The following is a 13,941-nucleotide window of genomic DNA, read 5'->3' on the forward strand; positions in this document are numbered from 1 at the left end:
AAAGCCGTGGCAACCACTCAGGGTTTTCCATAGTAAACATCAGCTTCGTTGATTATTTAGCCAGTCTATTTGCGTGTTTGAAGAAACCTATCGGTTTGCGAAAAACACACTCACACGTGTAGGAGCTGCCGAAGGCTGCGATCTTTTGATTTTGCTTTTGCCGATCGTTCCCACGCTCTGCGTGGGAACGATCAAACAAGATCAAAAGATCGCAGCCTTCGGCAGCTCCTACAAGGGAGTTTTGTCTGCAGACTTTCAGTGTTGGGCTTTGTGATCCAGGGCGGCGTAGAAGTTGGCGCTTTGTTGCAGGTATTTCTGGGTGTAGCTCTGGGTGTGGGATTTTTTGCTGGCGATTTCAACGTTGGCACCGGCTGGCAGTACCACGGTGGCAGAGATGGCGGAAGCGGCAATTACGGAGAAGAGATTGAAGTTCATGGCGGTAACCCTCGTGTGCGGTTGGCTTGTTTGCCCGATTGGGCTGTGAAGCAAACTTAACGCTCGAGGGTTGATCGCTTGAAATGCTTTGTAGCATTACCGGATATCAGCGCGATTAATACAAAGAGACAGGCCCCGAAAACCGGGGCCTGTGGCTTATTGTCGCACTATGAACTTGAGGTCGCTGGGGGCGTCCATCGACAGTTTCTGCACGGTTTTTCCGAGCAGACCGGTCTTGCCATCGCGCTCGACGACGACGATTTCGTTGCTTTTCTGGTTGGCGATCAGCAGGAATTTGCCACTCGGGTCGAGGCTGAACTCGCGCGGGTGATCGCCGTCCACCGAACGCTTTTGCAACTCTTTGAGCTGACCGGTAGCCGGATCGATCGCGAACACCACCAGTTGGTTGGCGGTACCGCGGTTGCTGACGTAGAGGAACTTGCCATCGGCCGAGGCATGCAGCGCCGCACCGGCCTTGTCCGAGGTCGGCTGGCCGGCGGCCAGGTCGACCAGTTGCGTCTGCGTCAGCACGCCGTCGTGGTAGTCGAACACCGCGACCTGCGCGCTCATTTCCATGGTCAGCCAGGCGTGTTTGCCGTCAGCGCTGAACAGCAGATGACGCGGGCCGCTACCGGCCGGCAAGCTCACTGCGGCGGTCATCGCCGGGGTCAGCGGCAAGTCCGGGTTGGCCTTCGGATCGAACAGGTAGACGAAGACCTTGTCCGCGCCCAGATCATTGGAGAACACGTAGCGGCCGTCAGGCGAAGAAACCGTCGAGTGTACGTGGTTGGAGGCCTGGCGCTCAGGATTGATCCGACTCGCCAGGTGCGCGCTCATCTGCACGACGGGTTTGAGCTTGCCGTCGGCACCGACCGGCAATACCGCCAGCGTTCCACCCGGATCTTCCATCACCGAATAGTTGCTGACGAACAAGTGGCTGGCATCACCGCTGAGGCTTGAATGGGTGGGTTCGTTGCCCAGGCTCTGCACTTGATTGATCAGGGTCAGGGCGTGGGTTTTCGGATCGATCGAATAGCTGCTGACGCGACCGACCGGGTCTTTCTGGCCAGGACCGTTTTCGTTGACCACGTAAAGCCTGCGCTGGTCTTTGGACAGCGTCAGCCATGACGGATTTTCGCTTTTGACCACTTGCAGCGGTTTGGCAGCGATCTGGCCGGTGGCACTGTCGAAGTTCATTCGATAGAGGCCTTGGCTGGTGTTGGCGGTATAGGAACCGACCAGCAACTGGAAGCTTTCTGCAGAGGCCGTGGACAGGCCCATGGCGCCGACGCTGCCGGCCATCAGCAGCGGCCAGAATTTACGCATTTTCATCAGATTCTTCCTCGTCATCGCTGCTGCTGACTACATCGCCATGACAAACCAGGCGGTGTTCGCCGATCGCTTTGGTTTCATTGAAATAACCGACGATCAGCCAGCTTTGCAGGGAGTCATCAAACGTTGCCGCTGCAACCTGAGCCGGGGTGAATTCCCAATACTTGACCGCTCGGCCGTCGATGCATTCGATGTGCAGGTTGTCGTCTTCATCAAGGAAAAATTCGAAGGCGTGCAGGCCGTCGATTTCGACCATATCGGAGTGTTCGAGGACGTCGAGAAGGGTTTGGGCAGTCATGGCAAACAGTCTTTCTAGGGGGGAAAGGGCCAATGATAGCTCATGGCGCTCCACTCCCCCCTGTAGGAGCTGCCGAAGGCTGCGATCTTTTGATTTTGTTTTTAAGATCAAGAACAAAAGATCGCAGCCTTCGGCAGCTCCTACAGGGGTACCGTGTCAGAGGGCTTCGCGGCTAGGCTTGCCGTCGACCAGGCGCTGGATGCGCAGCGGATTGGCGTTTTTCAGCGGCTCCGGCAGCAAGCTGTCCGGGTAGTTCTGGAAGCATACCGGGCGCAGGAAGCGATCGATAGCCAGGGTACCGACGGAGGTGCCGCGCGCATCGGACGTCGCCGGATACGGTCCGCCGTGGACCATCGAATCGCACACTTCGACACCGGTCGGATAACCGTTGAGCAGGATCCGCCCGACCTTCTGTTCCAGCAGCGGTGTCAGTTCTGCGAAGCGCTCGAAGTCCGCCAGCTCACCAATAATAGTCGCAGTGAGCTGCCCGTGCAGGCCATGCAATGCCGCACTGAGTTGCGCCTGATCCGCCACTTCGACAATCACCGTGGTCGGGCCGAACACTTCTTCCTGCAGCACTTCATCGCCATCGATCAACAGGCTGGCATCGGCCTTGAACAACTGCGGCTGCGCTTGATTGCCCTGCTGCGGATTGCCGGCCAGATGTTCAATGCCCGGATGTGCCAACAGCTTCTGCAAACCTTTGCCGTAGCTGCCGAGGGTGCCGGCGTTGAGCATGGTTTGCGCTGGCTGATCACCGATCAGACCGGCGACTTGCTGTACGAACGCGCTGAACTCTGGCGAGCGGATGCCAATGACCAGTCCCGGATTGGTACAGAACTGACCGCAGCCCTGCACCACCGAAGCGGTCAGGTCGCGGGCAACCGTTTCCGAACGCTCGGCAAGGGCCTGCGGCAGGACGATCACCGGGTTGATGCTCGACATTTCGGCAAACACTGGGATCGGTTGCGGGCGTGCCGCGGCCATGTCGCACAGTGCGCGTCCGCCCTTGAGCGAACCGGTGAAACCGACCGCCTGGATCGCCGGATGCTTGACCAGCCATTCGCCGACGCCACCGCCGTAGATCATGTTGAATACGCCGGCCGGCATCGAGGTTTTTTCGGCGGCACGGATCAGTGCATCGGCGACCAGTTCAGCCGTGGCCATGTGACCGCTATGGGCCTTGAACACCACCGGGCAACCGGCGGCCAGCGCCGACGCGGTGTCGCCGCCAGCGGTGGAAAATGCCAGTGGAAAGTTGCTTGCGCCGAACACCGCGACAGGGCCGAGGCCGATGCGGTACTGACGCAGATCCGGACGCGGCAGCGGCTGACGATCCGGCAGTGGCAGATCAATCCGCGCACCGTAGAAATCACCTCGGCGCAGGACTTTGGCAAACAGACGCATCTGCCCGCTGGTGCGTCCGCGCTCGCCTTGAATGCGTCCGGCCGGCAACGCGGTTTCGCGGCAGACCACAGCGACGAAATCATCACCGAGCGCATCCAGTTCATCGGCGATCGCATCAAGAAATTGCGCGCGGCGTTCGGCGCTGAGGCTGCGATAAGCAGGATACGCGGCAGCGGCGGCTTTAGCGGCGGCGTCGACTTCTTCAGCCGTGGCCTGGATAAAGTCGTGCGGTAGCTGTTCGCCCGTCGTGGCGTCGACCGATTGCAGTTTGACGGTGCCAGCGGCGCTGCGCTGACCGCCGAAGTAGTTGTGACCGAGAATCTGAGTCATGGGATCTCCTTAAAGGGTGCCGATGCTGTCCGGCGCAAAAGCGGCTGGAACAGGAACGATGCCATTGACCAGCGGTGCGCCGAATTCGGCCTGGCTGATTTCGAACAGGTCGCCCGGTTGCGTGCGGATGCCATCGGCGAACGACAGCGTCGCGGTGCCGAAGAAGTGAATGTGCACGTCGCCCGGACGCAAGAACTGACGGTATTTGAAGTGGTGGTATTCGAGGTTGGCGAGGCTGTGGCACATGTTCGCCTCGCCGCTGAGAAACTCGTTCTGCCAGAGCACTTCGCCGTCACGCAGAATTCGACTGGTGCCGGCAAGGTGTTGAGGCAATTCACCGGTGCGAAGTTCCGGGCCATAACTGCAACTGCGCAATTTCGAGTGCGCGAGGTACAGGTAATTCTTGCGCTCCATGACGTGGTCGGAGAACTCGTTGCCCACCGCGAAACCGAGACGATAAGGCTTACCGTCGTGACCGATCACATAGAGGCCGGCCATCTCCGGTTCTTCACCGGCATCCTCGGCGAACGGCGGCACCGGGAAAGGTTGGCCCGGACGCACGACGATGCTGCCATCGCCCTTGTAGAACCATTCCGGTTGCACACCGGCCTGCCCCGCCGCCGGTTTGCCGCCCTCCACGCCCCATTTGAAAATGCGCATGGTGTCGGTCATCGCCGCTTCGTCGCCGGCCTGCTGGTGCATTTTGTCCCGCGCCGAGGCGCTGCCCAGGTGGGTCAGGCCGGTACCGCTGACCAGCATATGTGCCGGGTCCGGATGGTCGAGTGGCGGCAGAATGCGCAGTTGCGACAGTAGTTCGGCGTAGTCGTGGCTGATGCCGAGGCCGAGGTTTTGCACTTGCTGCTCAAGGGAGTGGCCGGCCTCGATGGCGGCCAGCGCCAGATCGCGCACGCTGCGCGCATCCTGCACTTCGCGCACCAGAGCGTTGTCGACCACGCCGACGCGGCGCTCGCCGTTGCTTAATTCGAATTGAACCAGATGCATGTTTTTCTCCTGTGTTATTCGAAACACCGCAGATCCTTGTAGGAGTGAGCCTGCTCGCGATAGCGGTGTGTCAGCCAAAAAGTTGTCAACTGATAGACCGCTATCGCGAGCAGGCTCACTCCTACAGGGAACCGGTGTGGGTCTGTCAGGTGCGGGTTGCGCCACGGGCGCTGGCGGCAAATTGGTCAACCGGCAGGACGTGTTTGCGTTCCAGCACGCGGTAAACCACGCCCGTCAGGATCAAACCGAACACCATCACGCCCGACAGGAAATACAGGCCGGACGCCAAATTGCCGGTGTATTCCTTCAACGCGCCAATCACAAACGGCCCGATGTACCCACCCAGATTCCCCACCGAATTGATCAACGCAATCCCCGCCGCCGCACTCGCGCCGGCAAAGAACCGTCCCGGCAAGGTCCAGAACACCGCCGTGCAGGAAAACAGCGCAAACGCCACCAGACACAGCGCCGCCAACTGCGCTACCGGCAACGACAGCCAGGCACTGAGGAACAAGCCAATCGCACCCAGCACATACAGAACAGCCAGATGTCCGTAACGATCATTTAAACGATCGGAACTGCGCGGCACGATCAGCAAACCGATAATCCCGAAGATGTACGGCACCGACGAGACGAAACCGGTGACCAGATCGCTGCCGCCAAACTGTTTGATCAGCGTCGGCAACCATAGACCGAGGCCATAAATGCTCAACGTCACCGGCAGATAGAACAGCGCCAAGAGCAAAACGCGTTTGTCTTTCAGCGCATGCAACGGGTTGCCGTGGCGGGTCTGGCCGTACTCCTGCAGGTCCTTTTTCAGCTCACCGGTCAGCCAGTCTTTCTCTGCCTGATCCATCCACTTCACTTGCTGCGGGCCGTCCGGCAACCAGCGCAACACCGGCCAGGTCAGCAGGATCGCCGGGGTGCCAATGACGATAAACAGCCACTGCCAGCCGTGCAGACCCAGAACGCCATCCATGCCGAGCAGACCGCCGGATACTGGTCCGGTGATCATCATCGCGATCGGCTGGGAAAGGATGAACAGCCCGAGGATCTTGCCGCGATGGCGCACCGGGAACCATTGGGTGATGTAGTAGAGAACGCCCGGAAAGAACCCCGCCTCGGCCGCGCCGAGCAGAAAGCGCATCACGTAGAAACTGTGCGGGCCCTGAACGAAGGCCATGCCGATGGTGATCGCGCCCCAGGTAATCATGATTCGCGCGAACCAACGCCGTGCGCCGAAGCGTTCAAGCATCAGGTTGCTGGGAATTTCGAGGAGGAAGTAACCAATGAAGAACAGCCCGGCGCCGAGGCCGTAAGCCGCATCGCCAATGCCGATGTCGGCGCCCATGTGCAGCTTGGCGAAGCCGACGGCCGAGCGATCCACATAGGCGATCAGGTACAGCAGGATCAGGAAAGGAATCAGTTTCAGCGTAATGCGCCGTATCAGCCGCAGTTCCTGGCTCATGAGATCGGTCTCCGATTGTTGTTTTTATAGAACCTCGGGGGACGCCTCTCACGGAAAACCGTCAGGGCCATCCCTCCGTCGAAAACGACTATATAGTAATACTAATTCACCAACAACACTTCCAAACCTTGGATTTTACGCTTAGATTAAGCCGTAGCTGGAACACTATAGTCATACAATAAGAGAATCGATCATGTCTGATAAGAAACCCACCCTGCGCTCCGCCCAATGGTTTGGCACGGCCGACAAGAACGGCTTCATGTACCGCAGCTGGATGAAGAATCAGGGCATCGCCGACCACCAGTTTCACGGCAAGCCGATCATCGGCATCTGCAACACCTGGTCGGAACTGACCCCGTGCAACGCACACTTCCGCCAGATCGCGGAGCACGTTAAACGCGGGGTGATCGAGGCCGGTGGCTTTCCAGTGGAGTTCCCGGTGTTCTCCAACGGCGAATCGAACCTGCGCCCGACCGCCATGCTCACCCGCAACCTGGCAAGCATGGACGTTGAAGAAGCGATTCGCGGCAACCCGATCGACGGTGTGGTGCTGCTGACCGGCTGCGACAAAACCACCCCGGCGCTGCTGATGGGCGCGGCCAGTTGCGACGTGCCGGCCATCGTTGTCACTGGCGGGCCGATGCTCAACGGCAAGCACAAAGGCAAAGACATCGGTTCCGGCACGGTGGTCTGGCAGCTCAGCGAGCAGGTCAAGGCTGGCACCATCACCATTGACGATTTCCTCGCAGCCGAGGGCGGCATGTCGCGGTCGGCGGGCACCTGCAACACCATGGGCACCGCATCGACTATGGCGTGCATGGCTGAAGCACTCGGCACTTCGCTGCCGCACAACGCGGCGATTCCAGCGGTGGACGCACGACGTTATGTGCTGGCGCACATGTCCGGCATGCGTGCGGTGGAGATGGTGCGCGAAGATTTGAAGCTGTCGAAGATTCTGACTAAAGAAGCCTTTGAGAACGCTATCCGCGTGAACGCTGCTATCGGTGGTTCGACCAACGCGGTGATTCACTTGAAGGCCATCGCCGGGCGCATCGGCGTCGAGCTGGATCTGGACGACTGGACCCGCATCGGTCGCGGCATGCCGACCATTGTCGACCTGCAACCGTCGGGGCGTTTCCTGATGGAAGAGTTCTATTACGCCGGTGGCTTACCAGCGGTGCTGCGTCGTCTCGGTGAGGCCAATCTGATTCCAAACCCGAATGCACTGACCGTCAACGGCAAGTCGATCGGCGAGAACACCAAGGACGCGCCGATCTATGGCGAAGACGAAGTGATCCGCACCCTCGACAATCCGATCCGCGCCGACGGTGGCATCTGCGTGCTGCGCGGCAATCTGGCGCCACTCGGCGCGGTGCTCAAGCCGTCCGCCGCGACACCGGAACTGATGCAGCATCGCGGCCGTGCGGTGGTGTTCGAGAACTTCGACATGTACAAGGCGCGGATCAACGATCCGGAGCTGGATGTCGACAAGGATTCGATTCTGGTGATGAAAAACTGCGGGCCGAAGGGTTATCCGGGCATGGCTGAAGTCGGCAACATGGGCTTGCCGGCCAAACTGCTCGCGCAGGGTGTGACGGACATGGTGCGCATTTCTGATGCGCGGATGAGTGGCACCGCTTACGGCACCGTGGTTTTGCACGTGGCGCCGGAAGCGGCGGCCGGCGGGCCTTTGGCGACGGTGAAGGAAGGCGACTGGATCGAGCTGGATTGCGCCACCGGGCGTCTGCATCTGGACATTCCCGATGCCGAACTGGCGGCGCGCATGGCGGATCTGCAGCCACCGCAGCAGTTGTTGGTGGGCGGGTACCGTCAGTTGTACATCGACCATGTACTGCAGGCGGATCAGGGTTGTGACTTTGACTTCCTCGTCGGCTGCCGAGGCGCCGAAGTACCGCGCCACTCCCATTAACGGCCCAGCATCATAGCCTGCATTGGAATGCATTCCCCTGTAGGAGTGAGCCTGCTCGCGATAGCGGTGTGTCAGTTAGCAATTGTTCATCTGACACGCCGCTATCGCGAGCAGGCTCACTCCTACATTTGGTTTTGTGTACTCCCTCAGGATTGTGCCGTGCCTGCTATGATGCGCGGCATCTCCATCGCTCAGGATCGCGCCGTTCCCCATGGATTACCGCAAACCCTCCGACCGCAAAAGCATGCACTCGCGCATCGTCCAGGAACTGGGCATGCAGATCGTCTCCGGACGCTTCAAGCCCGACGACAAACTGCCCGCCGAAGCCTTGCTCTGCGAGGAGTACGCGGTCAGCCGGCCGGTATTGCGTGAAGCGACGCGGGTGTTGGTGGCCAAAGGTCTGGTGTATTCCAAGCCGCGTGTGGGAACTGTGGTCAAGGCCCGCCGCGAATGGCACATGCTCGACCCGGACGTGCTGCACTGGCTGATGCAAAGCAGCCCGCAGAATGAATTCTTCAATGTGCTGACCAGTGTGCGCAGCATTATCGAGCCGGCGGCTGCCGCCCTCGCCGCTCAACATGCGACCGAGGCTGATATTGCCGCGATCGGCGAGGCTTACCAGCGCATGGAAGCGGCGCCGACACCGGAAGCCTTGTTGCAGCCGGATCTGGATTTTCATAGCCGGATTGCCGATGCGACGCACAACGATTTGCTGGCGAACCTGTGCAACATGTTGTCGGTGGCGATTGCCGAAGCGTTGAAGCATTCGAATCAGCGGCCGAATCTGCATGAATTGGCGTTGCCGCGGCACAAAGCAATTCTTACCGCCATCGAAAACCGCGACGCCCTTGGCGCCCGGCATGCCACGCTGGTTCAGCTCGATGATGCGCGCAGTGCATTGAATGTTGTATTGGGCAACGACCCTGTGTAACCGCGCCCGCTTCAAGCTTTGAATGATTTGATGTGCGGTATCCCGTTACCGCACCTGAATACGTACTGCGTTTTACCGTGTGCAATCCCCAACGTGCCAAGGATTGCACTATGCCTACCTCCGACCCAACGGACTCAACCAATATCATCGCCCGGGCCGTCAGCGCCCGGTTCAGCAACCGCCCGACATTGCGCTCGGAAACCGCGCGTCTGCTCAAGGACGGCTTGCTGGAAAAATATCCCGACCTCGAGTTCGACCCCTATCTGACCCGAATTGCGCTGCCCATTCCCGGGGGCGCCTGGCGCCTGTCTTTATTACTCGACGAGGTACTGGAATACCTTGCCAGTGGCGTGAAACTCGACCTTTCCGATCAATACGATCGCAACTGTTTCCTGACCAACAAAGTCCCCAAGCAGATGCGCACCGGTAAGGGTTTCGCACCCTGGCCCGATATGCAGGTCATTTCCAACGTGATCCTCGAACTGCCGAGCATTGTGTACATCGGCTTGCAGGACGCTCTGACGAACTACTGGAGCGACGACAACAACACGGGGATCAGCCGCTGGCAATGGCTGGGTGACTTGCTTGCCGGGGTGTTGAAAACGGCAGCGGTTCGCCACGTCACTGTTGACGCCTTGCAGGCCGGAATACTGGCAGAGCTGGCTGAACACCCCGATCGCAGGCAGCGTCCGGGCAGTGCCCTGCAAGCCTGCACACTGCAAACGACACTGAGCAAAGGCAAGCGCTCGGCCACGTTGCAGGCACCCGATCTATTGGTCAGCTGCGGGCAAACCCATCTATTGTGCAGTTTGACCGGTCGCGTCGAGGCCTATACATCACTGGAGAGTTTTGGCCTGGCGTGGGCCAAGCGTTTTCAACGAGAATTTTCGGCCGACGTGACGACCTGGAAGCGCTTCGAGCCTGACGGCAATATCTTCGACCTGCAGGCCGCCCTGCTGCTGAATCAGCAGTTGGACAATCTGGCAGCACTCAAGCTGCCCGCTAACCAAACTCTGGACGAATTGCAAAGGCGGATTGACGCAATCACTGATCTCGCCCGCGTGTTCGTCGACGAGACGCCCGATCTGCACAACCTTGTCCCGATCCAGGCGGGCCTTCCGGACTGGTTGCAAACAGCGAGTGCAGACAATCGAATGGCCTACCGGCAACACGTTCTGGCGCTCGCGAGGACCCGGCAGCAAACCCGGGGGCGATCCTTCAGTGACGGGATTGACGACCTTCACACCTTTGCGAAAAAAGCACTGCACAAGCAGATGCTGGAGGACAAACCCCAGGCGCCCGGTTACAACGCCGACGAATTGGAGCTGACCTTTCACGTGCCTGTCGGTGACATGGGCAGCGGCTACATCGAAAAGGTGAAAATGTCCCTGACCGAACTGGCAATCAAGAACCTTGCGGGCAAGCCAAAAGGCCGGATGACCATTCGGCACACAGGTAATCAACTGATTCAGGACTGGACCACCGAGGCGTACCTGCTGGATTTGGTAAAACGCGTCGATGTCGGCAAACACTATCCGCAACTGATCGATACGTTATTGCTGGGACACAGTACCGAGACGCGCGAGCGCGAGCGACTGTTTGCGCTGGAGCTTGCCATTCAGTTACCGCTGCAGGCGCTCGAACATTCGATTCGGGGCGAGCACGGTTTTAACCGACTGGGCTACCGATACGTCAACGCGCTGATGAAGGGCAGCAGCACCGACCGCCTTGTCGAAGGGCAGGCCATCGTCATCAGGCCATTGGCGTTTCAACGCAAAGCAGATGCCGCCATCGATACAGTCGCCAACATGTTTGTCATCGAAGCCAAAGACCTGAATGCCGAGGGTCCCCACATTCTTTATCGCCCGCTGTATACGCCTGCCCTTCAGCAATACGCGAGTCGCAGGGATCTATTCAAGGCGATCGCCCTTCCCGGACCGCTGCAAGACAGTGTGCTGACATGGCTCACTGATCGAGCCAGACCGATCTACGCCAACAACGGTTTCAATGAACCGCACATCCGCCATTTTCATATTGGCGACGAATTCCCTTCGTTCGAAAAACCTGCGCCCGCGATATTGGTTGGCAACGCAGCCGCCGCTGAATGGTTGAAGGCTGTCGAAGAGAATCGGGTATTGCGCAGCCTGTTCGTCAGCAATGCTCAGGCATTGGTCCAGTTTGCAGACCAGCAAGCTGTGTCCAATGCAGAGAGCCGCTGGGCGATCATGCTTGAAGGTGGCTGGCTGATCTTCAACCTCCTGCTCCTGCCGTTGCGCGGCCCGGCAATGATCGTCGGCTGGATGCTTCAGCTCACCCATAGCCTGATCAACGATATTCCGGCATTGGACAGTGATGATGCAACGACCCGGAACCAGGCGTGGACCGACCTTTTGTTGAATATTGGCCTGGTCGTGCTGCATGTGGCGAAGGAATCCAGTAGCGCCGCGTTGCCCGGTAGCGTCGACAGGGTCGTCCCGCTGGCTCTTGAACCGTTACGCCATCCATACCCGTCGCCATTTGATCCAGTGGTGCGTGAGGAGGCCCCCGGGTTGCCCTCCGCGCCACCTGGCGATGGCAATACGGTGCTGGATTTCAACTTCTCGACAGCCCGGGACTCGACTTCGGCCAGGTTGCTTGACACGTTTCGGGAGATGCATGTTCCGTGGCCGACACCTCTGCCCAGTCCGACCACAACCGGCCCTTTCAAAGGGTTATATCTGATTGCCAACGAGTGGCACGCCAGCCTTGCCGGCCTGCTGTTTCGCGTGCGTATCGTGCCGGGCTTCGGTGAGGTGTACCTGTTCCACCCGGACCATCCAGGCATCAAGTTACGAAGCAACGGCCAAGGGCAATGGCGTCTGGATCATGGCCTGAAACTGGGTGGCGGCGGTCCCAAAGCAAGAATCAGCAAGCAGCGAGACCAAAAAAATCGCCGCATCGAAAAACTGGATGAAAACTACGACAATTTTATCGCTCAGCAGGCGGGAGCTCAGGCACGCGTGGATTTCGCTGAACAGTTGATGAATCGCACGGGTATCACCGAGCCGGAACGAACGCGACTCAGGCAATTGTTCAGCGCCAAGCTGGAACAACAGACCGAAACCTACCTTCAGCAGATCGCCGAACAAAAGGAAATTGCCGAGCTGAAAAAAACCGATCCGGATGTTTCCCGCATCAGGCCATTGCTGAGAAACAGCATCAATAACCTCAGAAAACAGATCGTAATGGCTGACCTGGACCGTCGAGCCATAATCGTCAAATATCGCGAGTTCAACATTAATCGTGACCAAACCAGCGTAGCGTTGTTAACCGGAGGGGACGCCATGAGGAACCGCTACCTTGGGTTTCTCCGCGAAACCTCCACCGTCAATGAAACGATGATCAAGCTCTATGACGAAGTGGAAATCCGGTTGCAGGAATTGAAAAAGATCCCAGACAAAACCACGCCTTCTGCCTGGGAACAATTGACCAGTGGCCGCCCCGAAGAACTGACAGCCTTGCGACTCAGGGCTTTTCAACTTGGAGTACTGCGTCCGCTGAGTATCAAGACCCTGGAATTTGAAACCGTCGTCGGCCTGGACGACGCTGTTGAGCCTGTGGTGGTGCTGTCTCGTTCACACTCCGATCTGCAAGGCCTGGAAGTGTTTGACAGCAAGGAACGTATTGCCGTGTTTGACAACCTGGTCGAACGCTACGGCAAGGCGCAGGACGCGCTGGAAAGTATCGGCATTTTCAACAGCGAGGAACTGGAGCCGAGCAATTTCAGTCGCTTGCGCGAGATCATCGTCGAACTGCGCAACGACGCTGAACGTCGCTTGGCAGACGAACTGCAGCAACTGCCTGAACCGCCCGAGTCACCTGCTCCTCAAGCCGGCTCCAGCACTGCTGCGGCCAAACCTGCAAAACCTGCAAAACCCGCCAGACCGGTCAGGCCAAGGGCCAGTCACAAGCGCGTTATCAAAACCGACACAAAAGGTGTATTGATCGGCGACTTGCGTACCCCGGTAGCGGGTCAGGTCACGAACATCGTCGATGTCAGAAACCCGATGGACGAAGGCATCCTCGCTTCTTTCGAGGAAAAACAACCGGATGTCTGGAAGGAGATCACACCCCGCAGGGCCGACGCCGCGACGGTGGCAACGCCCTACTCACAACTGAAGGGTTATGCTCGAAAAGCCTTGGCCAAGGTTGACCAGGAGATGCTGAAAATCGAGGGGTATGCGCTCCGAGCCAGTTACCCCAAGGAGATTGAAGAACAGTTGCAGCGTGAGGCAACGAAACTCGCCGAATTTGCGAGCAAGCTCGAAAGCCATGTGCAGGCTCCAGCGAATAACGAGCCGGATGCCCGGCTGATCAGTCAACTAAGGGACAAGGCGACGGTTATCAATACCAAAGCCATTGAACTGCGCACACAGATGACGCTGGCCGCACCACCGACTAGCGAAGGAGTCGAGTATTTGCTGAACAAGAAAGTCATTTACGCTCGCACGGACGGTAAACGCGTTCAGCTGACAACCGGGCGAAAAGACTTCATGCAGGAATACACCTTGATGGTCAACGAGGACACTCCCCTTTGGTACGCGCACTTTCACTATGACAATCTCACTGACGCGAAGGCCAATTACAGACGCACACATCTGAAAACCAAAGATCAGCGATATGAAAACTACGAGACGGCGTTGGCGAAAGCCGCGAACTCACGGCAGAAAATCGACATCCATCGGGCGAACATCAGCGATGAACTGGCCCTGATATTCCTGCCAATTGAACCACGCTGAACCCAAAAAAAGCCGCAACCCTAAGGTTGC

Annotated in this window: 9 protein-coding genes; 3 read left to right on the forward strand and 6 right to left on the reverse strand. The window is 58.6% G+C overall.

All coding sequences use genetic code 11. From position 1 onward, the window contains the following. Positions 1 to 255: 255 nt before the first annotated feature. The 6 genes from ACI514_RS13475 to ACI514_RS13500 all read right to left on the reverse strand — a co-directional run bounded on the left by ACI514_RS13475 (position 256) and on the right by ACI514_RS13500 (position 6,272). Positions 256 to 435 carry a hypothetical protein gene (locus ACI514_RS13475; protein ID WP_026000548.1) on the reverse strand — a complete coding sequence of 60 codons (180 nt, stop codon included), beginning with the start codon at positions 433 to 435 and terminating at the stop codon, positions 256 to 258. Between the two features lie 156 nt (positions 436 to 591). After that, complete coding sequence (locus ACI514_RS13480) at positions 592 to 1,767, reverse strand: lactonase family protein (protein ID WP_405124041.1); 1,176 nt, start codon at positions 1,765 to 1,767, stop codon at positions 592 to 594. Then, the gene (locus tag ACI514_RS13485) at positions 1,754 to 2,065 is read right to left on the reverse strand and encodes a DUF5629 family protein (RefSeq protein WP_160057438.1); all 312 of its coding nucleotides are present in this window, start codon (positions 2,063 to 2,065) and stop codon (positions 1,754 to 1,756) included. The genes ACI514_RS13480 and ACI514_RS13485 overlap by 14 nt, the downstream gene beginning before the upstream one ends. A 156-nt stretch (positions 2,066 to 2,221) precedes the next feature. Then, positions 2,222 to 3,802 (reverse strand): aldehyde dehydrogenase (NADP(+)), encoded by a 1,581-nt coding sequence (locus ACI514_RS13490; protein WP_405124042.1) that lies wholly within the window; start codon positions 3,800 to 3,802, stop codon positions 2,222 to 2,224. Between the two features lie 9 nt (positions 3,803 to 3,811). Next, on the reverse strand, positions 3,812 to 4,804 hold the full coding sequence (araD1, locus tag ACI514_RS13495) for an AraD1 family protein (protein WP_405124043.1): 993 nt from the start codon (positions 4,802 to 4,804) through the stop codon (positions 3,812 to 3,814). 145 nt (positions 4,805 to 4,949) lie between these two features. Further along, a complete protein-coding gene (locus ACI514_RS13500; RefSeq protein ID WP_038368111.1) occupies positions 4,950 to 6,272 on the reverse strand; it encodes an MFS transporter in 1,323 nt (440 codons plus the stop codon). A gap of 193 nt (positions 6,273 to 6,465) precedes the next feature. Here ACI514_RS13500 and ACI514_RS13505 point away from each other — a divergent pair, with 193 nt between their 5' ends. From ACI514_RS13505 to ACI514_RS13515, 3 genes are all read left to right on the forward strand, one after another. Further along, positions 6,466 to 8,202 carry an IlvD/Edd family dehydratase gene (locus tag ACI514_RS13505; protein WP_007917984.1) on the forward strand — a complete coding sequence of 579 codons (1,737 nt, stop codon included), beginning with the start codon at positions 6,466 to 6,468 and terminating at the stop codon, positions 8,200 to 8,202. 211 nt (positions 8,203 to 8,413) lie between these two features. After that, on the forward strand, positions 8,414 to 9,133 hold the full coding sequence (locus ACI514_RS13510) for a FadR/GntR family transcriptional regulator (protein WP_160057435.1): 720 nt from the start codon (positions 8,414 to 8,416) through the stop codon (positions 9,131 to 9,133). Positions 9,134 to 9,243: 110 nt separating this feature from the next. Then, the gene (locus ACI514_RS13515; protein ID WP_405124044.1) at positions 9,244 to 13,911 is read left to right on the forward strand and encodes a dermonecrotic toxin domain-containing protein; all 4,668 of its coding nucleotides are present in this window, start codon (positions 9,244 to 9,246) and stop codon (positions 13,909 to 13,911) included. Positions 13,912 to 13,941 lie beyond the last annotated feature (30 nt).

The organism is Pseudomonas sp. M20 (genome assembly GCF_045037865.1).
GTDB lineage: Bacteria > Pseudomonadota > Gammaproteobacteria > Pseudomonadales > Pseudomonadaceae > Aquipseudomonas.

Excerpts from the sequence above, each read along its gene's own strand:
- ACI514_RS13505 (WP_007917984.1), top strand. The coding sequence starts at position 6,466 with ATGTCTGATAAGAAACCCACCCTGCGCTCCGCCCAATGGTTTGGCACG.
- ACI514_RS13500 (WP_038368111.1), bottom strand. The coding sequence starts at position 6,272 with ATGAGCCAGGAACTGCGGCTGATACGGCGCATTACGCTGAAACTGATT.
- ACI514_RS13480 (WP_405124041.1), bottom strand. The coding sequence starts at position 1,767 with ATGAAAATGCGTAAATTCTGGCCGCTGCTGATGGCCGGCAGCGTCGGC.
- ACI514_RS13490 (WP_405124042.1), bottom strand. The coding sequence starts at position 3,802 with ATGACTCAGATTCTCGGTCACAACTACTTCGGCGGTCAGCGCAGCGCC.
- araD1 (WP_405124043.1), bottom strand. The coding sequence starts at position 4,804 with ATGCATCTGGTTCAATTCGAATTAAGCAACGGCGAGCGCCGCGTCGGC.
- ACI514_RS13485 (WP_160057438.1), bottom strand. The coding sequence starts at position 2,065 with ATGACTGCCCAAACCCTTCTCGACGTCCTCGAACACTCCGATATGGTC.
- ACI514_RS13510 (WP_160057435.1), top strand. The coding sequence starts at position 8,414 with ATGGATTACCGCAAACCCTCCGACCGCAAAAGCATGCACTCGCGCATC.
- ACI514_RS13475 (WP_026000548.1), bottom strand. The coding sequence starts at position 435 with ATGAACTTCAATCTCTTCTCCGTAATTGCCGCTTCCGCCATCTCTGCC.
- ACI514_RS13515 (WP_405124044.1), top strand. The coding sequence starts at position 9,244 with ATGCCTACCTCCGACCCAACGGACTCAACCAATATCATCGCCCGGGCC.